Genomic DNA, 20,353 nt, shown 5'->3' with positions numbered 1-20,353 from the left:
ATCACCAGGTGGCCGTGGAACCGCGCAAGTCGAGGGTACCGCGGTCGACGAAGCGCACGGTGCCGAACACTCCGCCGGCGAGCTTGCCCCTGAGCACATAGGGCAGGTTGTCCAGGCGCTGGGTCTGGCTCAGGCCCAGGGTCTGGCGCAGTACGGAAAACGCCGAGATGCTCACCGGCACGCTCACGATCGTTTCGGAAAACCGTGGGAGGGAGCCGCTCTGGTCGCTGACTCCCGAGGCCAGGGCCCGACCGTTGACCTCCAGGTCCAGCGCCACGCCGTTGTAGTCGATCGTGGTTTCGTTGGGGTTCTGCACCCGCAGCTTCACGGCAAAGCGCATCTCCAGCTCCTGGCTGGGAAGAGGCTCGATGCCCACCACGTTGATGTTCACCGGGTCGCGCTGCGGGAAAAGGGCACAGGCGCTCAGGCTGAGCAGCATCAGTAGGGCGGACAAGCCGAGGATCTTGCGCATGGTCAACTCTCGCGATGGCTATCAGGGGGAAGCACTACCGTAGTGAATGGGACAGGTAGCTGATCATGAAAATGCTGGGCTCCTGTCAATTTCTGACACCAGCCTCTGCTAATCTGCGGCAATTTATTTCCGGCGGATCCTCCATCGTGTCGCGTACTACCCGGCTGCTCACTTTGCTGCAAGTCTTGCGGGGCAAGCGTTGCCCGGTTACCGCCGCGACACTGGCCGTCGAGCTGAAGGTGTCCGAGCGCACCTTGTACCGCGACATTGCCGAGCTGACGGCCCTTGGCGCGCCGATCCAGGGCGAGGCGGGCATCGGTTATGTCTTGCGCAGTGGCCTGTTCTTGCCGCCGTTGATGTTCACCGCCGATGAAATCGAGGCCATCGTGTTGGGGCTGCGCTACGTGGACCAGCGTGGCGACGACGTGCTGGGCAAGGCCGCCGCCGACGCGCTGGCGAAAGTGGCCGCGGTGCTGGCCCCCGACGTGCGCGACGCCTTGCGCAATCCCACGGTGCTGCCGGGGCCGCCGGGCTACGGCTATCCGCAGAACACCGTGGAATTGAACGTGTATCGCCAGGCCATTCGCGCCCAATCCAAGCTGCACATCGATTACGCCGACGTCAACAAGACCCCCAGCCAACGGCTGATCTGGCCTCTGGCCCTGGGCTTTTTCAACGAAGCACGGGTGGTGGTGGCCTGGTGCGAATTGCGTGGCGCCTACCGGACCTTCCGCACCGACCGGATTGCCTCGGCCACCGCACAGGGCGAGCGCTATCCGGGCCGCCGCAGCGACCTGTTGCGCGCCTGGTTCGCGCTGATGCAACTGGATGAAACCGGGCGGTTCACTCCTGACAAAAACTGACACAACGCTGTTTTAGGATGAGGCCAGATCGATAAAACAAGGAGCCTTGCCAATGTCCAACCCCGTCTCTACCCTGGCCCCGGCCATCGCCGGCTACATTGCGGCCGCCAATGCCCGTGACAGCTCGGCGGCGACGCGTTTCTTCGCCGAAGACGCCAGCGTGTTCGATGAGGGCCACCACCGCCTCGGTGCCCAGGCCATCGCCCAATGGATGGAAGACACCGCCCAGCGTTACCAACCGCGGGTGGAGGTGCTCAACGTGCAGCAGCGCACCGGCAAGGTGCTGGTGCAGAACCTGATCTCCGGCACGTTCCCCGGCAGCCCGCTGGAGTTACGCTACACCTTCCGCCTTGATGCGCAAGGCAAGATCAGCCGGCTGGATATCTCGATCTAGCAGCTACCGGCGTTTGCGGTAGCCGTGCAACCCAGCACCAACAGGCCCCTCGCCACGGGGGGCTGCGTTGTTCATGAGGCCAGCGTGATCGCTGGCTCATCAACATGGCATACTCCCCACCTTCGTTTTCCGGACCTGGGCCGTATGACTTTCGACTCCCCCTTGAATGCCTGGCAGCACGCCATCGAACACCACGGCTTCGTCCAGGACGAGGCCCAGGAATTGGCGATCATGACCCTGGAGCAATGCCACCAGGCGTTGGGCGAGGGTCGCAAGTCGATCAAGGGCGTCTACCTCTGGGGCCCGGTGGGCCGTGGCAAGACCTGGCTGATGGACCGTTTCCATGAAAGCCTCAAAGTGCCGGCGCGCCGTCAGCACTTCCATCACTTCATGGCCTGGGTGCACCAGCGCTCGTTCCAACTGACCGGCACGCCGGACCCCTTGCAGGCCCTGGCCCGGGAATTGAGTGCCGAAGTGCGGGTGCTGTGCTTCGACGAGTTATTCGTCTCTGACATTGGCGATGCGATGATTCTCGGGCGGCTGTTCCAGGTGATGTTCGATCTAGGCATGGTGGTGGTGAGCACGTCCAACCTGCCGCCGGAAGAGCTCTATGCCAACGGACACAACCGTGACCGCTTCCTGCCGACCATTACCGCGATCAAGCAACACATGCAAGTGGTGCCGGTGAATGGATGGCAAGACCATCGCCAGCACCCGGGCGCGGTGCAGCAGCGCTACTGGGTACGTAACCCCGGGCAACCCGACCCGCTGGCCGCGGTCTTCGATCAGTTGGCCGCCGGGCAAGCCGTCGCCGCCGGGCCGATCGAAGTCGGCCATCGCCTGCTCGAACCGGTCCGGGCGAGCGACACGGTGCTCTGGAGCCGTTACGCCGACCTGTGTGAACAACCGTTCTCGGCGGTGGATTTCATGGCTTTGTGCGACCGCTTCGGCGTTATCCTGCTCGGCGACGTGCCGTGCCTGAGCGCCGAGCAGCGCGAAGGGCGCATCGCCCGTGGCACCGAGGACGGTGTCGAGCGGGTCGAGGCCGGTGACCGCGAACTGCCGCAATTGTCCGTCCATGACGACGGCGTGCGGCGCTTCATCGCCCTGGTGGACGAGTGCTATGACCGCAAGGTGCCGCTGTACCTGTGCGCCGAGGTGCCGATGGAGGGGTTGTACACCGAGGGCTACCTGCAGTTTCCGTTCCGGCGCACCCTCAGTCGCCTCCAGGAAATGCAGATGCAACGTTTTGGCCAGCCCGCCTGACCTGGATCCTGCCAGCGGGCTGCCAACCGTTTTCGATCACTTCTGGACGATTTCAGCCGCCGGTGCCTTGGGTTTTGGCTTGATCAGGCTGAAATCGATCAGGCCCTTGTGCTGGCCTTCGTAGGGATTGCCGATCATCAGCGGGCGCGCCTTGAACTGATCGCTGACCAGGCTCTTGCTGTGGTCCAGCTCGTCGAAGCTCAGGCCCGCCAGGTCGGCCCAGGTGTGGATCAGCTGAGAACTGCTGTAGGGCCGCGACAGGTCGCCGGCAAAGTTCCAATCATGGCTTTCGCGCCACTTGGGCGAGGCCCAGGCCATGAACGGGATGGTGTACATCGGCGCGGTGGGCTTGGCTTCGTTGCGACCCAGGGTGTCATGGCCCTGGGAATCGAAGACGTCCTCGCCGTGGTCCGACAGGTACAGCAGGAAGCCGTTGGGATCGCTCTTGGCGTAGTCCTTGATCAGGCTGGACACCACGAAGTCGTTGTACAGCACCGCGTTGTCGTAGCTGTTGTAGGTCGGCAACTGGTCGTCGCGTACACCGGCCGGCACGCCCTGGCGGTCGGTGAACTTGTCGAACGTTGGCGGATACCGGTACTGGTAGCTCATGTGGGTGCCGAGCAGGTGCACCACGATCAGCTTGCGCGGGGCGCTGTCGGCCAGGGCCTTGTTGAAGGGCTCGATCACGTCGCCGTCATACTGGGCGGCGTTCTGGTTGCGGTTGTTGTTGAGGTACACCTGCTCGTCGGCCTGCTGGGAAAAGGTCGTGAGCATGGTGTTGCGCTTGGTCATGGTCTGCTGGTTGGTGATCCAGAAGGTCTTGTAGCCGGCCTGCTTCATCATGCTCACCAGCGACGGCGTGCTCAGGTACAGGTCCGGGTTCTGCTCGTCGGCGAAGGTCAGCACCTGCTGCAACGCTTCGATGGTATAGGGGCGCGGGGTGATGACGTTGTCGAACACCGAGAGCTGGTCCTTGAGCTTGTCCAGTTCCGGGGTGGTTTCCCGCGGGTAGCCGTAGAGGCTCATGCGCTGGCGGTTGGTGGATTCACCGATCACCAGCACCAGGGTTGCCGGCTGGTTGGCCATGGCGTCCTTGAGGTTGTTCAGGGGCGCGATCTTGCTGGCGCTGTGCAACATGCCCTGCATGTTTTCCAGCTGTTCGCCATAGCGACGGTACGCCACGACCATCTGCCACGGCACGGCGGGCTCGATGCGGTCTTCGAATTTCTCCAGGCCACCGGCGAAGCTGCCGGTGCGCTGGGTCTGCTTGATCAGCGGATAGCCGACCACGGCTACCACGATGGCCGCCGCCGCGACCATGGCTTGCCCACGTGGCAAGTGCACCGGGCGCAGGCGGGTCCAGAGCAGGTAGCCGACGACGGTATGGGCGAGGAACGCCGGCACCATCCACCAGGCAAAGTACTGGGTCATGTATTCGCCGGCTTCGGCCACGTTCGATTCGAACATGATGAAGATGACGCTCTGGGAAAATTCCTGCTGGTAAATGAAGAAATACCCCAGGCTCGCCATGGAGCAAGCCCACAGCACGATCCCGATCAGTGCCGCGAGCAGGCGGGTGCGGTTGGGGAAGAGCAGCATGGGCGCCAGCCACAGGGCGCTCATCACGAAGGCCTGGCGAAACCCGGTGAAGCCGGACGTGTCGCTGAGCAGGATGAGCAGCTGGGTAATGCCCGAAAAATACCAGAAGAACAGGAACAGCCAGCCAAGCCCGGCCCAGTCGAAACCTTTCGCAGTCGTTGTGCTGCGTTTGAACACACTCATCAAGCGCTCCAGCCTGTTATCGACGAGCCTGCCGGTACCGGATTGGTGACCGCAGCGCCCGCCGAGCAACCCTAAAGGCGGGAAGTATCGCGAGCCGCTTGTGAAAACTTCGTGAGTTTTTTGCTTATAAAATGCTGACTTGGGCGCAGGCACACAGGAATTCGATGGGGGCGCCAAACCCGGCCCAGCACAAATCCCCTGTGGGAGCGGGCCTGCCCGCGAAGGCGTCGGGCCCAGGCGACATCAATGCAAGCTGACCTACCGCTTTCGCGAGCAAGCTCGCTCCCACACTGGATGTCGGTTGCTCACAAACCTGCGGCCCACCGCAAATCCCCTGTGGGAGCGGGCTTGCCCGCGAAGGCGGCGGTACAGGGGACATCGAGGCAAGCTGACCCACCGCCATCGCGAGCAAGCTCGCTCCCACACGGGATCTCGGTTGCTTACAAACCTGCGGCCCAGCACAAATCCCCTGTGGGAGCGGGCCTGCCCGCGAAGGCGTCGGCCCAGGCGGCATCGATGTAAGCTGACCCACCGCCATCGCGAGCAAGCTCGCTCCCACACGGGATGTCGGTTGCTCACAAACCTGCGGCCCACCGCAAATCCCCCTGTGGGAGCGGGCCTGCCCGCGAAGGCGTCGGCCCAGGCGACATCAATGCAAGCTGACCTACCGCTTTCGCGAGCAAGCTCGCTCCCACACTGGATGTCGGTTGCTCACAAACCTGCGGCCCACCGCAAATCCCCTGTGGGAGCGGGCTTGCCCGCGAAGGCGGCGGCACAGGCGATATCGATGCAAGCTGGCCCACCGCCATCGCGAGCAGGCTCGCTCCCACAGTGGATCTCGGTTGTTCACAAACCTGCGGCCCAGCACAAATCCCCCTGTGGGAGCGGGCTTGCCCGCGAAGGCGTCGGCCCAGGCGACATCAATGCAAACTGACCCACCGCCATCTTGAGCAGGCCCAGCGGATTCAGGTCATGGGGTCAGCAGGCGGATGGGGTTGCCGGCGGCCCAGGCCAGGAGGTCTTCGATCATCAGGGAGTAGAAGCGCTGGTAGTTCTGTCGGGTGACGTAGCCCACGTGCGGGGTGGCCAGTACGTTGTCCAGGCGGCGGAAGGGGTGGTCGGCGGGCAGGGGTTCTTGGGCGAAGACGTCGAGGGCGGCACCAGCCAGGCGCTTGTGTCGGAGGGCCTCGATCAGCGCGGCCTCATCGACGATCGGCCCACGGGCGGTATTGACCAGCAGCGCCGAGGGCTTCATCCAATCCAGGGCCTGCGCATCCACCAGGCCGCGGCTGCGCTCGCTGAGCACCAGGTGGATCGACAGGACGTCGGCCTGTTCGAACAACGCCTGCTTGCTCACATAGGTCACGCCCGCTTCGGCGGCGCGTTCCGCCGTGAGGTGTTGGCTCCAGGCAATCACCCGCATGCCGAACACCTGGCCGAACTGCGCCACCCGCGTGCCGATGCTGCCCAGGCCAAGGATCCCCAGGGTCTTGCCATGCAGATCGCCACCCAGGCCTTGCTGCCACGCGCCGGCGCGCAGGGCATTGGCTTCCTGTACCAGGTTGCGGGTCAGCGCCATGATCAGCGTCCAGGTCAGTTCGGGCGCGGCGTGCTTGTAGCTTTCCGTGCCACACACCTGGATGCCCAGCGCGGCGGCGGCTTCGAGGTCGAGGGCGGCGTTGCGCATGCCGCCGGTGAGCAACAGCTTGAGACGGGGCAGGCGTCGCAGCAGGGCTTCGTCGAAGAGGGTGCGCTCGCGCATCACGCAGATCACCTCGAAGGGCTGAAAGCGCTCGGCCAGGGTGTCGCGGTCGGCCGGGTAATCGTGGAGGAAGGTCACCTGGCCCACCTCGTCCAACAGCGACCAGTCGACCACGTCCCGGGCCACGTCTTGCCAATCGTCGATGACTGCTATCTGCACCGTCATGGAACACCTCGTCAGGGAATGGGTTTGTCCAGCCAGCCGAGCAAGGCCTGGTGGAAGCGCGCCGGCTCTTCCATCTGCGGCGCGTGCCCCAGGTTGGGGAACTCCACCAGGGTCGAGCGTGGAATCAGTTGCGCGACCTGCTTGCCCAGCACCTCATAGCGGCCCAGCCGGGCCTTCACCGCGGGCGGCGCGATGTCGCTGCCGATGGCCGTGGTGTCGGCGGTGCCGATCAGCAGCAGGGTCGGGACGCTCAGGTCCTTGAACTCGTAATAGACCGGCTGGGTGAAGATCATGTCGTAGATCAGCGCCGAGTTCCACGCCACTTGCGCGTGCCCGGGGCCCTTGTTCAAGCCGGCGAGCATGTCTACCCAGCGATCGAATTCAGGCTTCCAGCGGCCATCGTAATAAGTCTTGCGTTCGTACTCGCGGATGCCCTCGGCGCTGAGCTTGAGCTCGCGCTGGTACCACTGGTCGACGCTGCGGTAGGGCACGCCGAGGGCCTTCCAGTCTTCCAGGCCAATGGGGTTGACCAGCGCCAGGCGCTCGACCTGCTCGGGAAACTGCAAGGCATAGCGGGTGGCGAGCATGCCGCCGGTGGAGTGGCCCAGCACGCTGGCTTTCTGCACGCCGAGGGTCTTGAGCAGGGTCTGGGTGTTGCTCGCCAGCTGCTGGAAACTGTATTGGTAATGGTCGGGTTTGCTCGACGTGCAGAAGCCGATCTGGTCCGGCGCGATCACCCGGTAGCCGTGCTCGCTGAGGGCCTTGATCGAGTCGCCCCAGGTGGCGGCGCAGAAGTTCTTGCCGTGCATCAGCACCACCGTGTGGCCATTGACCTTGCCTTGGGCGGGCACGTCCATGTAGCCCATCTGCAAGGATTGGCCCTGGGACTGGAAGGCGAAGTGCTTGAGCGTATAGGGGTATTCGAACCCCTCCAGCTGCGCGCCGTAGGCGGGGCCTTCCGGCGGATTGGCCGCCTGGGCGAGCCCAGGCAGCGCGACGGTCAGCAGCAGGCTTGGCAGCCAGCGGGTGGGGGAACGCGGCATGGTCAATCTCCTTGGGGGCCAGCGCCGATCCTGGGGCGGCCCGATTATGGCGACATTAACCACAGGCAACCGAACCGTCCGAACGTTCCCCTGCGCCCTTATTGGGCCGGGTAGTCCGCCACCACGGTTTGCGTCCCGTCCTTCTTCAGGCCGATCACCTGATAGGCATCGCCCATGCCGTCCATTTCCATGCCGGGCGACCCCATGGGCATGCCGGGCGCGGCGACCCCGAGCAAATCATCACGCTTGCTCAGCGCCAGCACCTGGTCGGCCGGGACATGGCCCTCGACGAATTTGCCGTTGATCTCGGCGGTGTGGCAGGAGCGCAGGTTGGGCGCCACGCTCAGGCGTTGCTTGACCGAACTCATGTCGGCCTCGACGTGGTCGTTGACCTTGAAGCCGTTGTCTTGCAGGTGCGAGATCCACTTTTTGCAGCAACCACAATTGGCATCGCGGTGCACGTCGATGGTTATCGGTTCGGCGGCCTGGGCCAGGGTGGTCAGGAGCAAGGCGCTCAAGGCGAGCAGGTGCAGGGGCTTGGCCATGGGAGGGCTCTCATGTCGAACGAATGGCGGGAGGATAGCAGAGTAGCAAGGGGCAGCTGACAGGGGGCTGAGGGGCGGATGACAGAATTGTCAGCTTGGCGGGACGGGGAGGGTAGAAAGCCCTGGCGGGCATGAGCCCTTTGCGAAGCAAACCCAGTGGGAGCAGGCGCCCACTGGGTTCAACCGGGTAGACGCGCCTGTCAGCGCACCTTGAACCGGCCCATGATCGCATTCACCCGGCTGTTCGCATCCAGCAGTTGGCGGGTGTTGTTTTCGCTGGCCAGGCCGCTTTCCACCAGTTCCTCCACCATGTGGCGGATCTGCACCATGCTGCGGTTGATTTCCTCGGTCACCGCGCTTTGCTGTTCGGCGGCGGTGGCGATCTGGGTGCTCAGGCTGTTGATCTGGCTGACGGAGCCGGCCATTTCGTCCAGGCCGGAGTTGACCCGGGAGGTCGCATCGGCGGCCGACTGGCAACTGGCCTGGGTGTTTTCCATCGCCTGCACCGACGAACTCACGCCCTGGGTCAACCGGGTCAGCATTTCGTTGATCTCCGAGGTGCTGGCCTGGGTGCGGGCGGCGAGGGCGCGGACCTCGTCGGCCACCACCGCGAAGCCACGACCCTGCTCGCCGGCCCGGGCGGCCTCGATGGCCGCGTTCAGGGCCAGCAGGTTGGTCTGCCCGGCAATGGCGCCGATCACGCCGAGGATCTCGGTGATGCGCTGGGCGTCCTGCTGCATGCTCTCGACCTTGCGGGTCGCGCTGGACACTTCGTCGATCAGCGCCACGACGCTGTTGGACGCCTCGCCGACCACCACGCGGGAGCGATCGGCGTGCTCGTTGGCGCGCTGGGTGAAGGCGGCGGTCTCGGCGGCATTCTGTGCCACGCTGTCGGCCGTGGAGCTCATCTGGGTGATGGCGGTCACGGTCTGGTCGGTTTCCGAGGCGTGGCGCATCAGGATCTCGCTGGTATGGGCCGAGGTCCGTTGCAGGTTTTCCAGGCTCGAAGCCATGGCACCGGTGGCCTGGGTGACTTCGCCAATCATGTTCTGCAGGTAGGCGATGAAGCCGTTGACCGAGTGGCCGATGGCGCCCAGTTCATCTTCGGCGCGGATGGTGATGCGCCGGGTCAGGTCGGCATCGCCCGTGGACAAGGCGTCGATGTTGCCCTTGAGGATCTTCATGCGGTGGGTCAGTTGACGGATCGCGTACAACTGCATCAGCACCAGCAGGATCACCATCGGGATCTGCAGCAGGCTCAGGGTGTTCAACACGTCGTCGCGCTGGGCGGTGATCAGGCGGGTGGGCAATGCCGTCGCCAGGAACCACGGCGAACCTTCGATGGGGCGCATGAAAAAGGTGCTGGCCTCGCCGTTGTTGTCGAACTCGACCCGTTGCAGCGGCTGGTCACGATGGGCCAGGCCGGCCTGGACCTGGGCGGCGAATGGCGAGCTGGCGGCCAGTTCGCTGATGTTCTTCAGGACAATCGGCCCGTTGATACGCGTGCTGTTGCTGATGATCTTGCCGTCGCCTTCGACGATCAACATCTCGGCGCTCAGGTCGGCTTCCTTGCGCGCCACCAGGTCGTTGAAGAAGCCCAGGGTCACGTCGATGGTCGACACGCCGTAGGGCACGCCGTTCTTCTGGATGGCCATGGCGCAGTTGGTGCGCGGCTCGGCGCTGGCGTCGTCCTTGTAGGCCGCGGCCCAGGCACATTTGCCCGGTGGCGTGGCCATGCCGCCCTTGTGCCAGGGTTGCTCGTAGTAGTTCGGCGCGGCGTCGCTGTTCCAGAAGGTGTTGACCATCAGCTTGCCGGAGGCATCGCGGTGCCAGAACGTACTGAACTTGCTGCGCCCCTCGGCGCGCTGGTTCGGCAGCGGCCAGATCCCGCCGCCGAACACTTTCAGTTCGCCGTACTGGTCCACCAGCCCTGGCAGGACCTTGTCGATGGCATCGCTGTCGAGCAATGGAATGGTCTGGGTGATGCTGCGTTGCTGGGCCTGCACCTTGTTCAGTTCGCCCTGGATCTGCCCGGCGACTTCGCCAATGCGGTTGAGGACCACCTGTTCTTCGGTATGGCGCAACTTGGGCGCGACCAGGTAACTGATGCCCACGACCGTCAGGATGGACAGCACCAGGATGAATAGAACCAGGAACAGCGTGTAGCGAGCCTGAATCGTTCGGAATGCGGGCATGGGGGTGGTTCCTTGCACGGAGGCGTCTTTCTAGGACAATTGGTATGAACGTACCAGTTTGTATCGGCTGGCTGGTGCCAAGCTTGAATACCGCGCATCGGCGGGGCGGTGGGCCTGCGGGCAATGATCGCCACCGGTGGCATAGGCGAAGAGGCAGGTGGGGCTGTACCATGGGCCGCCCGTGCGCTGCCCATCGTCGCTCGATGCGGTGCCGGCCCGGCAGGCCCGGGCTACAGAACGGAAACATTCAGGAAATTGGCAATGACTCATTCACAACGCTTGAAATACTCGATTCTGATCGTCGTCGTGGTCCTGGCGATCATGCTGGGCCTGTCCTGGATGCAGGGCAAGGGCATGATCAGCGAGCAGCTGTTTCAGTACATCGCCATTGCCGTGGCGGTCATCGTGGTGGTGATCAACGGCGTGATGCGGCGCAAGGTCAAGCCCTGAGGCCAGGCGTCATTCGCCTGCCTCGATCACGGCCATGGCCTTGGGGTGCAGGCAATAGCTCTTGTCGGGATTGAGGACGATCACCCCCTCGCTGCACAGGCGCTTCAAGACCTCGCGCACGCTGAGGAAGGACAACGGAATGTCCAGCCCCAGCAATTGGCTGTGTACGCCCCGCACGCCCAGGCCTTGATTCTCGTCGGCCGCCTTGAGCAGCGCATCGATCACCTTGAGGCGAATCAGGCTGGTCCTGAGCCCGAAGCTCTTGAGCAGGCGCCGGATCTGTTCATTGCCGGCTCGCTCGGCGGGCCGGGCGAAGACGGGAGGGTGGGCGCCCAGCGAGACGCCGGTCGCTCGTGGCTTGCCCTCCATGGGCAGTTGCGCGTTACGCATGCAGAAACTCCTTACCAGCCTGTTCAGAAAAGGTCACGGATACTCTCCTGTAATAGGACGAACGAGGGCGGGCAATCATGAAGGTCGGGATGTGAAAAAATTGCCCAGGTTTCGTCAACGCTTGTGATCGGGCGCCGGTCGGGCGATTAATTTTTTTTCATCCGGTTCGTTTTCAGGGGAGGCACATTGCGCTGCAACGGGCGGTATGTGGGTGTTCCAGGCGGGCCGCCGGTGATCGTCGCGATTGCCGGTAGCCGCCTGGGTTTCTGAAGCAGGAATCTGGAGTGAACGTGAGAATGTCCGGGCAGTTATCGAGGATGGCCCTCGCGGGCGCGGTGATGGGCGTGGCCCTGGGGCTCAGCCCGGTGGTCGATGCGCAGGATGACCTGGCGCAGGCCAGCGCCGAGATCCGCCGTACCCAGTTTGGCGTGCCGCATATTCGCGCCCAGGATGAGCGGGGCCTGGGCTACGGCATCGGCTATGCGTACGCCCAGGACAATCTCTGCCTGCTGGCGAACGAGATCGTCACCGTCAATGCCCAGCGCTCGCGCTATTTCGGGCCCGAACAGCTCACGCTGGAGCAGCGGGAGAACCGCGTCAGCGATGTGTTCTTCAGTTGGCTCAACACGCCGCAGGCGGTGTCCGGCTTCTGGCAGGCCCAGACGCCGCCGGTCCAGCAACGGATCGAAGGCTACGTGGCGGGCTACAACCGGGCGCTGGCCGAACGCAAGGCCAAGGGCCTGCCCGAGCAGTGCGCCAGCGAGTGGGTACGGCCGATCACGGCGCTGGATCTGGTCAAGTTGACCCGGCGCTTGTTGGTGGAAGGCGGTGTCGGCCAGTTCGCCGAGGCCCTGGCCGGTGCACAGCCACCCCAGGCCACGGCACTCGAAGGTTCGGCCGCCAACGGTTTCGCCGGGGCCGCGGCGCGGCAGCAGCGCTTCGCCCTGGAACGCGGCAGCAATGCGCTGGCCATCGGCAGCGAGCGCTCGTTCAACGGTCGCGGCATGCTGCTGGCCAACCCGCATTTCCCCTGGATGGGCGGCATGCGTTTCTACCAGATGCACCTGACCATTCCCGGCAAGCTGGATGTGATGGGCGCGGCGCTGCCAGGCCTGCCGGTGATCAATATCGGCTTCAGCCAGCACCTGGCCTGGACCCACACCGTCGACACCTCCAAGCATTTCACCCTGTACCGCCTGCAACTCGACCCGAAGGACCCGACCCGCTACCTGATCGACGGGCAGTCGGTGCCGATGAGCCAGCAAACGGTCACGGTGGACGTCAAGCAGCCCGACGGCCAGGTGCGGACGGTGTCCCGGGTGGTCTACGCCTCGCAGTTTGGTCCGATCGTCCAATGGCCGGGCCGGCTGGATTGGGACAACCGCTTCGCCTTCAGCCTGCGGGACGCCAACCTGGACAATGATCGCGTGCTGGAGCAGTGGCGCGCCATGAACCAGGCGGTCACGCTCAAGGACCTGCAGGACGCCGTGCACCGGATCCAGGGCATCCCCTGGGTCAACACCCTGGCGGTGGACGACCAGGGGGAGAGCCTCTACATGAACCTGTCGGTGGTGCCGAACGTCGATGCCGCCAAGCTGGCGCGGTGCAGCGATCCCCGGGCCGGGCTGCAGCTGATCGTGCTGGACGGTTCGCGCAGTGAGTGTGCCTGGGACGTCGATCCGAAGGCCGCGCAGCCGGGTATCTATGCCGCTGATCGATTGCCGCAGCTGCTGCGGCGCGACTACGTGCAGAACTCCAACGATTCGGCCTGGATGGTCAACCCCGCGCAGCCACTGTCCGGCTACTCGCCGCTGATCAGCCAACAGGGCCAGCCGCTGGGCCTGCGGTCGCGGTTCGCCCTGGATCGCCTGGGCGCCCTGGCCAAGCAAGGCCCGGTGAAGGTGCAGGACCTGCAGCGCATGGTCATGGACGATCGGGTCTACCTGGCCGACCAGGTCGTGCCGGACTTGCTTGGCGCGTGCGCCGCCGAGGCCGGGGCGGGCGCGGCGGCATTGGCCGAGGCCTGCGCCAGCCTCAAGGCCTGGGACCGCACCGCCGGACTGCATAGCGGGCTGGGCTTCGTCCACTTTCAGCAGATCATGGCGCGGGTGCAGGCGATGCCTGACGCGTGGCGCGTCGCGTTCGATCCGAAAGACCCGCAACACACGCCGCGAGGCCTGGCAGTCGAGCGGCCGCCGGTGCTCAAGGCCGTGCGCGAAGCCATGCTCGCTTCGGTGGAAGCGGTGAAAGCGGCGCACTGGTCCAGGGATCACCAGTGGCAAGACATTCAAGTCGCCAGCAGCGGCGACCGGCAGACACCGATCCACGGCGGGCCGGGAGAGCTGGGCATCTACAACGCCATCCAGAGCGTGCCGGCGGCGAATGGCAAGCGCGAAGTGGTCAGCGGCACCAGCTACCTGCAAGTGGTGACGTTCGACGGCAAGGGCCCCCAGGCCCAGGGATTGCTGGCATTCTCCCTGTCCAGCGACCCGGCATCGCCGTACTCGGCCGACCAGACCCGGGCGTTTTCGCAGAAACAATGGAGCGTGCTGCCGTTCACCGAGCAACAGATCAAGGCCGATCCGCATTACCAGGCCCTGATCATTCGCGAGCGTGACGAGACAGGCCGGGTGGCCACGCACTAGTTCGCGAGCAAACTCGCTCCCACACTGGGCCGGTGTCGTGGTCACGACACCTGGGCCCACCCGCAGTGTCAATCGGGTGCCTTACGGCGCCGCGAAGGGCGGGGTCAACGCGTTGACCGCCTGCCTGGCCTTCGAAACGGCGGGACGCGGCATACGGGTCAACGCCACGGCGCCCGGCGGCACCGAGGCACCGCCGCGGTTGATTCCACGAAACGGCGCCGAGCAGAGCCCGGAGGAAAAAGTCTGGTACCAGCAGATCGTCGACCAGACCCTGGACAGCAGCTTGATGAAACGCTACGGCACCCTGGACGAACAGGCGGCGGCGATCCTGTTCCTGGCCTGCGATGAAGCCTCGTACATCACCGGCGTCACGTTGCCGGTGGGCGGTGGCGACCTGGGTTGAAAGCCGGTTCGGCCTATGCCTCAAGTCCTGAGGGCTGAGGCCTTTGAGCCGTCGTGTTACCCATACACCGTGACCCGATTGCGCCCGGTCTCCTTGGACGTGTACAACGCGTGGTCCGACCAGGCGATCAGGTCCGCATGGCTGTTGGCGGGCTGGCTGAGGTCGGCGACGCCGAGGCTGATGGTGAAGCGGATGCTCTGGTCGCCGTGCAGCACCTCCAGGCCTTCGATCGCCTTGCGCAGGCGCTCGGCAAACACTTGGGCGCCGGCCTTGTCGGTGTCGGACAGCACCACGCCGAATTCTTCGCCGCCGTAGCGCCCGGCCGCATCTGAGTCGCGCACGTGTTCGCGCAGGACCCGGGCGACCTGCTCGATCACCTTGTCGCCGGCCTGGTGACCGTAGGTGTCGTTGACCCGCTTGAAATGATCGATGTCGAACATCACCAGGCTCAGCGCGTTGCCATAGCGCAGGTGCCTGGCGTAGGCGGCCTTGAGGTTTTCCTCCCAGTGGCCGCGGTTGTACAGGCCGGTCAGGCGGTCGATGCTGGAGAGCTGCTGCAGTTGGGCATTGGCGGCCTGCAGTTGATGGCGATTGGTGGCGACGTCGGTGACGTCGTAGATCACCAGGCAGATGTGGTTGATCTTGCTGTCGGGGGAGTGCAGTGGCAGCAGCGTGGTGTTCTGGTACATGAACTCTTCTTCGCCGGTGATCGGCTGGTAGTTCATGAAGCGCACCAGGTACGGGCGCTGTTCCCAGATGGTGAACGCCGGCGTGCCCAGGGTGGCGACACTTTCCACCTTGCGGCTGAACCATTGCCGGTCGACTTCCGGAAACAGGCTGAAGAAGTGCTGGTTCTGGGCATCCTTGGGCTGTATGCCGGAACGGTTCTCCATGAAGGTGTTCCAGACCTGCACGCGGTAGTCGCGGTCGAGCACCACCACCCCGACGTCAATGCTCTGGACGACGGCCAACAACCAGTGGAATTCGTTCAGATCGATAGAATCGTTCATGGCTCAGTTCATCAAGTAGGCGAGTTTGTGGGTCAACCGGGGGATGGAATCCTCGGTGAACAGCAGCAACAGGTCGAAGCGGATATCGTGGCCCTCCAGGCTGTAGCTGATTTCCACGGCCAGGGTCTTTTTCCAGCGCTTGCGGTTGACCCGGATCAGCTCGTCGATGGCCGCGTGCTGGCCAAGAATCTGCGGGTGGCCCTGGGAAAAGCCCACGTCGACCTGTTCGGCGATGCTGCTCAGGCAGGCGCCGATCAGCACGCTGGAGAGGTCCAGCAGCATTTCCAGGTCGGAATAATCGGCACTTTCGCGCTGCATCAGCTGGGCGATGTCGGTGATCTCCGAGTCGTGGAACATCAGCAGCGCCTCGCCGGCAATGCCACCGCCGATGAAACCCTGGCAGATCGCGGTCAGTTGCTGGGAGTTGCTGGCATCGGCCAGGGCCATGTGCAGTTCGCCGACTTCGAGGATGTTCACGTTGGGTACCGGCAATTGCACGAACACTCCGAGCACCCTGGCGATGAGGGCGGCGGCGCGGCCGATGGCGACGTTGACCGTCTCGCGGAATGCATCGTGGAAACTGATCGCCGTGTTCGCTACCGCGCGCGGCGGCGGCAACTGCCCGGGTTTCGCCAGGAGCCCCAGCTTGCCCAGGGTGCGGCGCAATTCGGCTTCGTCGAAGGGTTTTTTCAGGAACGCCAGCGCGCCCAGTTCGTGCACGCGGCGCACCGCTTCTTCCTGGACGTCACCGGAGATCACGATGACCTGGGCCTTGAGGCCCTCATCGCGCAGGGCACCCAGGACCTGGTAGCCGTCCATTTCCGGCATGGTCAGGTCGAGCAGCACCACCTGTCCCAAGCCCTGGCGGATAGCCTCCATGGCCTGGCGGCCATTGGTTGCTTCGGTGATGGAAACCGGCCAATCCGCCGGCAGTGCCCGCAGTACCTGCTTGCGGGCCATGTTGGAGTCATCGCATACCACTAGGGGAATCACTGACACAGGAGACGCTCGCCAAGGGTTGGACATCAGGGAAAATCCTATGGGCATCATGCCACAGGCTTAACTGTTCCGACCGCGCTCGCGTTCACGAATTCAGCAAAGTTGCATCCTTGCCTGGGACGGGCCAGGCCTGCCGTCAGGGGGTGGGGGCCGATCAATCGATAACCCCGCCATCGCCTTTGAGCACCAACAGGTGATAGACGCCGTCCTCTGCCTCGATCCCGTGGGTGTCATGGGTGAAGCCGGGAAAGGACCGGTCGAAGGCTTCCAGCGCTTTCAGGTAGGCCAGCAGCGGTCCGTCCGCCGGGCCGGCATTTTCGCCCGGCATCAGTAGGGGAATCCCTGGTGGGTACGGCACGATCCCGGTGGCGGCGATGCGTCCGGCGGCGTGCTCCAGGGTGACCTTCTCGATGTCGTTGCGCACCAGTTTCTCGTAGGCCTCGACCGGGCTGTACTGGGCTTGGGGCAGCATGCCGAACGCCTGGGCCATGGAGGCGGTGGTCTTGTGTTTCTTCATGGCGGCGAAGATCTCATCGGCCAGGTCCTTGAGGCCCATGCCGGCGTAGCGCTGCTGGTTGGCGGCCAGCAGGTCCGGCAGGCACAGCTCCAGTTCGAGGTTTTCGTCATAGTCGCGCTTGAAGTCGAGCAGGGCGTTGACCAGGGTGCCCCATTTGCCTTTGGTGATGCCGATGGAGAACAGGAACAGGATGGTGAAATCGGTGGTTTTCTCCACCACGATGCCCTGGGTCCCGAGGTAGGCGGTGACGACGCAGGCCGGTATGCCGAAATCCTGCAGCTGGCCGTCATCACCCATGCCCGGGCTCAGCACCGACACCTTGATCGGGTCGAGCATGCAGTAGCCGTCCTCGATGTCGCCGAAGCCGTGCCAGACTTCGTTCGGGTGCAGCACCCAACAGTCCGGGTCGGTCCGCAGCATCGCCGGGTCGGCGGCATGGAACGGCACTTGGGCGCCGTCCACCCGCACCGATGGCGGCTGCCAGCAGGTGAAGAACCACTCGTCCTTGCCCTGCATCTCATTGTGCATGCGCGACAGGACCTGGCGGAACGCGACGGCTTCCTCGATGGATTCGCTGGTGAGGATCCGCCCGTTCGGCGCTTCCATCATGGCCGAACTGACGTCGCAGGACGCCATGATCGCGTAGTTGGGCGAGGTCGAGGCGTGCATCATGAACGACTCGTTGAAACGTCCGTGCTCGATCGGGTTGCGACCATTGCGCACGTGGATCATCGAGGCCTGGGACAGGGCGGCCAGCAGCTTGTGCGTCGACTGGGTGGCGAACACGGTCGGCTTGGAATCATCGTGGTCGTCGGGGCTGCCGTGCATGGCGAAGCGCTCGCGATACAGCGGGTTGAAACGCGCATAGCCGTACCAGGCTTCATCGAAATGCAGGCGGTCGACGCTCTGCCCGAGCAGTTCTTCGACGCGGGTGACGTTGTAGGTCAGGCCGTCGTAGGTGGAGTTGGTGATGATCGCGTGCACCGGCGTCGGGTCGATGCCGGCCTTGACCATCGGGTTGTTCGCGATGGCCGCCTTGACCCCTTCGGCACTCAGCGTCTGCGGCAGGATCGGGCCGATGATGCCGTAGCGGTTGCGGGTCGGCACCAGGTAGGTGGGCAGGGCGCCGGACAGGGTCATCGCATGCTCGGCGGACTTGTGGCAGTTGCGGTCGCAAAGGGCGATCTGGTTGCGTGTGACGCTGGCCATCAGGATCACCCGGTTGGACATCGACGAACCGTTGGTGACGTAGTAGGTGCGGTGGGCACCGAACACCTTGGCGGCGTAGCGCTCGCCCTGGCCGATGGGGCCGCTGTGGTCCAGCAGCGACCCCAGCTCGCCGACCGAGATGGACAGGTCCGAACGCAGCAGGTTTTCCCCGAAGAACTCGTAGAACGCTCGCCCGGCGGTACTTTTCAGGAACGCCGTGCCGCCGGCATGCCCGGGCGTGTGCCAGGAATACTCGTAGGACCGGGCGAACTTGACCAGGGCACCGAACATCGGTGGCAGGGCCGCCTTGCGGTAGCGTTCGATGGCCGCCAGGATCCGCCCGCTGAGGAACCGGCTGGTGTCCTCCGGCAGCCAGATGAAGTCGTCGGCGTGCTGCATCACCACCAGCGGGATGCTGGACGCGGTGCTGCGATCGCTGATCAGGAACACCGGTACCCGGGTATTGCGTTCGCGCAGGTTGGTCAGCAGCTTGATGCACTCCTCGTGGCTTTCGCTGGTGTCCATTTCCCAACTGAGCAGGACGCATTGGATGGCCGGGTCGGAATTGAGGATCGATGTCGCATCGGCCAGGGACTCCGACACCAGCACGCTGATGGCGCGCTGCTCGACGTCGCTGATCAACTGGTTCAGGGCACGGCCGAACACCGTGCGCTTGTCCGGCGGGCTGCTGACCAGCAGGGTGAGCATCCCGAGGGTGTGGGTACTTTCCGTCATGATTGAGCCTCCAGGATGCCTTTGTTCAGATGGTTCACCGGTACGGGGTCACCCACCAGGTGCTGCGCGCTGACGGTTTGCGTCGGAACGCTGTTGTTGAGGGCTTCAAGGCGAATGAGCCGGTTGTTGACGAAGCCGAACAGGGTGTAGCCGAAGATGGTCGCCACGCCGCCGAGCATCAGCGCCTGCTCGCCTGAGCTGTACAGCGCGAGGTAGCTGTAGGCGGCCGCGACCCAGGCAATGATGTTGGTGACCAGGGCCTTGCCAGGCGGCACGTTGGAAACCTTCTGCAAGGTCATCAGGGCCGCCATGGACAGGATGTAGGGCACCAGGTTGGTGACCACCGCGAGGTTGACGAGGGTGTCGAACTGCTTGCTCAGGTCCGGGCTGATGGTCAGCAGCCCCAGGGCCGTCTGCGCGGCGAGCAACACCAGCATGCCGACGATCGGCGTACCGGCCTTGTTGGCCTTGGCGAAGATCGCCAGGAAATACCCGGTGTCCGCCGAGCTCTTGTAGACCTGGGCAATGGTGAACTGCCAACCAAGCAGCGAGCCGACGCACGCCAGCACCATCAGCCCCATCACGACGTTGCCCACCATTGGGTTGAACATCTTGGCGAACGCCAACCCAAATGGCGCCGTGGACGCCGCCAGTTCGGCGTTGTCGACGATGCCCGCGATCACGTTGGTGGACACGATATAGAGCACGGCCGCCCCCAGGGTCCCGCCCAGCACGGCGATCGGCACGTTCCTTTCGGGGTTTTCCACCGCATCGGTGTTGGCGCAGGCCGACTCCAGCCCGAGGAACGCCCACAAGGTGATCGCCACCGACGCGCCGGCCGCTTCGTACCAGCTCTTGTCGTGGGGGTTCCAACCGGCGGCGTAGACACTGCTGTCGAACCAGAACCAACCGATGGTCGAGACCAGCACCACCGGCGCGATCACCCCCCACACGGTGACGGCGCCGATCCGCCCGGTGATCCGCGCACCGCCGAAGTTGGCGAAGGTGGTGATCCACAGCAGCGCAATGGTCGCCAGCCCCACTTGCAATGAGTCGAGCTTGAGCTGGAACAGCTCCTGGATGTAGCCGACGGCGGTGATGCTGATCGCCACGTTGGCAATCAACAGCGACAGGCCGTAGGTGTAGTTGGTGATGTAGTTGCCGGCCTTGCCGAAGGTGTATTCGGCATAGCCCCCCATGCCGCCTGTCTTGCGACTGAGCATCCCACAGCGGGCGAACGCGTAGGCCAGCGCCAGGGAACCGGTGGCGGTGACGAGCCATGACAGGATGGAAATGGCGCCCACTTCGGCCAGTTTGGTCGGTAACAGCACAATGCCCGAGCCCAGCATGTTGACGGCGGTCAATAGGGTCAACTGCGCCACCGTCATTTTCTTAGCGACTGACATTCCATGCCTCACTCGATCCCGGAGTAAAGGTTTAGCTATAGCTAATTATCCGGATGTCGCAATGTTCTCGGCGTTGGCACGGTGTTACTTGGCTACCGTGCT

General features: G+C 64.2%; 15 protein-coding genes and 3 pseudogenes. 6 read left to right on the top strand and 12 right to left on the bottom strand.

The annotated features are described in order from the left end of the window. Position 1 precedes the first annotated feature (1 nt). The gene (locus tag Q6A48_RS08620; RefSeq protein WP_304553470.1) at positions 2–472 is read right to left on the bottom strand and encodes an LEA/WHy family protein; all 471 of its coding nucleotides are present in this window, start codon (positions 470–472) and stop codon (positions 2–4) included. Between the two features lie 146 nt (positions 473–618). Here Q6A48_RS08620 and Q6A48_RS08615 point away from each other — a divergent pair, with 146 nt between their 5' ends. From Q6A48_RS08615 to zapE, 3 genes are all read left to right on the top strand, one after another. After that, a complete protein-coding gene (locus Q6A48_RS08615) occupies positions 619–1,335 on the top strand; it encodes a helix-turn-helix transcriptional regulator (RefSeq protein WP_304553468.1) in 717 nt (238 codons plus the stop codon). 52 nt (positions 1,336–1,387) lie between these two features. Continuing rightward, entirely contained in the window at positions 1,388–1,729 is a 342-nt protein-coding gene (locus tag Q6A48_RS08610; RefSeq protein WP_304553467.1) for a nuclear transport factor 2 family protein, read from the top strand. 144 nt (positions 1,730–1,873) lie between these two features. After that, positions 1,874–2,995, top strand: a complete 1,122-nt coding sequence (gene zapE, locus Q6A48_RS08605; protein ID WP_304553465.1) for a cell division protein ZapE — start codon at positions 1,874–1,876, stop codon at positions 2,993–2,995. 36 nt (positions 2,996–3,031) lie between these two features. Here zapE and Q6A48_RS08600 read toward each other — a convergent pair whose 3' ends face one another. The 6 genes and pseudogenes from Q6A48_RS08600 to Q6A48_RS26200 form a co-directional block, all read right to left on the bottom strand. Beyond that, positions 3,032–4,777, bottom strand: a complete 1,746-nt coding sequence (locus Q6A48_RS08600; protein WP_304553463.1) for a phosphoethanolamine transferase CptA — start codon at positions 4,775–4,777, stop codon at positions 3,032–3,034. A 970-nt stretch (positions 4,778–5,747) separates the two neighbouring features. Beyond that, positions 5,748–6,704: a D-2-hydroxyacid dehydrogenase family protein gene (locus Q6A48_RS08595; protein ID WP_304553461.1), complete on the bottom strand. Its 957-nt coding sequence runs from the start codon at positions 6,702–6,704 to the stop codon at positions 5,748–5,750. Positions 6,705–6,715: 11 nt separating this feature from the next. Next, positions 6,716–7,747 carry an alpha/beta fold hydrolase gene (locus Q6A48_RS08590; protein ID WP_304553459.1) on the bottom strand — a complete coding sequence of 344 codons (1,032 nt, stop codon included), beginning with the start codon at positions 7,745–7,747 and terminating at the stop codon, positions 6,716–6,718. A gap of 98 nt (positions 7,748–7,845) precedes the next feature. Next, the gene (locus Q6A48_RS08585) at positions 7,846–8,292 is read right to left on the bottom strand and encodes a DUF411 domain-containing protein (RefSeq protein WP_304553457.1); all 447 of its coding nucleotides are present in this window, start codon (positions 8,290–8,292) and stop codon (positions 7,846–7,848) included. A 200-nt stretch (positions 8,293–8,492) separates the two neighbouring features. Next, positions 8,493–9,020, bottom strand: a pseudogene (locus Q6A48_RS26010) (methyl-accepting chemotaxis protein); the annotation flags it as partial. Positions 9,021–9,353: 333 nt separating this feature from the next. Next, a pseudogene (locus Q6A48_RS26200) lies at positions 9,354–10,487 on the bottom strand (cache domain-containing protein); the annotation flags it as partial. Between the two features lie 261 nt (positions 10,488–10,748). On the opposite strand from Q6A48_RS26200, the gene Q6A48_RS08575 reads away from it, so the two are divergent. Then, on the top strand, positions 10,749–10,937 hold the full coding sequence (locus tag Q6A48_RS08575) for a hypothetical protein (protein ID WP_304553453.1): 189 nt from the start codon (positions 10,749–10,751) through the stop codon (positions 10,935–10,937). A 9-nt stretch (positions 10,938–10,946) separates the two neighbouring features. Here the strand turns inward: Q6A48_RS08575 and Q6A48_RS08570 are convergent, their stop codons facing one another. Beyond that, entirely contained in the window at positions 10,947–11,327 is a 381-nt protein-coding gene (locus tag Q6A48_RS08570) for a fe2+ zn2+ uptake regulation protein (protein WP_304553452.1), read from the bottom strand. Between the two features lie 296 nt (positions 11,328–11,623). Between Q6A48_RS08570 and pvdQ the strand changes: the two genes are divergently transcribed. Continuing rightward, on the top strand, positions 11,624–13,972 hold the full coding sequence (pvdQ, locus tag Q6A48_RS08565) for a bifunctional acylase PvdQ (protein WP_304553512.1): 2,349 nt from the start codon (positions 11,624–11,626) through the stop codon (positions 13,970–13,972). A 58-nt stretch (positions 13,973–14,030) separates the two neighbouring features. Then, positions 14,031–14,375, top strand: a pseudogene (locus tag Q6A48_RS08560) (SDR family oxidoreductase); the annotation flags it as partial. 56 nt (positions 14,376–14,431) lie between these two features. Here the strand turns inward: Q6A48_RS08560 and Q6A48_RS08555 are convergent. The 4 genes from Q6A48_RS08555 to potE form a co-directional block, all read right to left on the bottom strand. Beyond that, complete coding sequence (locus Q6A48_RS08555; protein ID WP_304553450.1) at positions 14,432–15,385, bottom strand: sensor domain-containing diguanylate cyclase; 954 nt, start codon at positions 15,383–15,385, stop codon at positions 14,432–14,434. A gap of 3 nt (positions 15,386–15,388) precedes the next feature. Then, positions 15,389–16,411: a response regulator gene (locus tag Q6A48_RS08550; RefSeq protein WP_304553448.1), complete on the bottom strand. Its 1,023-nt coding sequence runs from the start codon at positions 16,409–16,411 to the stop codon at positions 15,389–15,391. 127 nt (positions 16,412–16,538) lie between these two features. Further along, complete coding sequence (locus Q6A48_RS08545) at positions 16,539–18,845, bottom strand: Orn/Lys/Arg family decarboxylase (protein WP_304553446.1); 2,307 nt, start codon at positions 18,843–18,845, stop codon at positions 16,539–16,541. Further along, on the bottom strand, positions 18,842–20,251 hold the full coding sequence (gene potE / locus Q6A48_RS08540) for a putrescine-ornithine antiporter (protein ID WP_304553444.1): 1,410 nt from the start codon (positions 20,249–20,251) through the stop codon (positions 18,842–18,844). The genes Q6A48_RS08545 and potE overlap by 4 nt, the downstream gene beginning before the upstream one ends. Between the last annotated feature and the right edge of the window lie 102 nt (positions 20,252–20,353).

Source organism: Pseudomonas citrullilanati, from assembly GCF_030580855.1.
In the GTDB taxonomy this organism is placed as follows: Bacteria; Pseudomonadota; Gammaproteobacteria; order Pseudomonadales; family Pseudomonadaceae; genus Aquipseudomonas; species Aquipseudomonas citrulli.
This window is presented reverse-complemented; position numbering and strand designations above follow the sequence as displayed.

Excerpts from the sequence above, each read along its gene's own strand:
- Q6A48_RS08620 (WP_304553470.1), bottom strand. The coding sequence starts at position 472 with ATGCGCAAGATCCTCGGCTTGTCCGCCCTACTGATGCTGCTCAGCCTG.
- Q6A48_RS08610 (WP_304553467.1), top strand. The coding sequence starts at position 1,388 with ATGTCCAACCCCGTCTCTACCCTGGCCCCGGCCATCGCCGGCTACATT.
- zapE (WP_304553465.1), top strand. The coding sequence starts at position 1,874 with ATGACTTTCGACTCCCCCTTGAATGCCTGGCAGCACGCCATCGAACAC.
- Q6A48_RS08600 (WP_304553463.1), bottom strand. The coding sequence starts at position 4,777 with ATGAGTGTGTTCAAACGCAGCACAACGACTGCGAAAGGTTTCGACTGG.
- Q6A48_RS08595 (WP_304553461.1), bottom strand. The coding sequence starts at position 6,704 with ATGACGGTGCAGATAGCAGTCATCGACGATTGGCAAGACGTGGCCCGG.
- Q6A48_RS08590 (WP_304553459.1), bottom strand. The coding sequence starts at position 7,747 with ATGCCGCGTTCCCCCACCCGCTGGCTGCCAAGCCTGCTGCTGACCGTC.
- Q6A48_RS08585 (WP_304553457.1), bottom strand. The coding sequence starts at position 8,292 with ATGGCCAAGCCCCTGCACCTGCTCGCCTTGAGCGCCTTGCTCCTGACC.
- Q6A48_RS08575 (WP_304553453.1), top strand. The coding sequence starts at position 10,749 with ATGACTCATTCACAACGCTTGAAATACTCGATTCTGATCGTCGTCGTG.
- Q6A48_RS08570 (WP_304553452.1), bottom strand. The coding sequence starts at position 11,327 with ATGCGTAACGCGCAACTGCCCATGGAGGGCAAGCCACGAGCGACCGGC.
- pvdQ (WP_304553512.1), top strand. The coding sequence starts at position 11,624 with ATGTCCGGGCAGTTATCGAGGATGGCCCTCGCGGGCGCGGTGATGGGC.
- Q6A48_RS08555 (WP_304553450.1), bottom strand. The coding sequence starts at position 15,385 with ATGAACGATTCTATCGATCTGAACGAATTCCACTGGTTGTTGGCCGTC.
- Q6A48_RS08550 (WP_304553448.1), bottom strand. The coding sequence starts at position 16,411 with ATGTCCAACCCTTGGCGAGCGTCTCCTGTGTCAGTGATTCCCCTAGTG.
- Q6A48_RS08545 (WP_304553446.1), bottom strand. The coding sequence starts at position 18,845 with ATGACGGAAAGTACCCACACCCTCGGGATGCTCACCCTGCTGGTCAGC.
- potE (WP_304553444.1), bottom strand. The coding sequence starts at position 20,251 with ATGTCAGTCGCTAAGAAAATGACGGTGGCGCAGTTGACCCTATTGACC.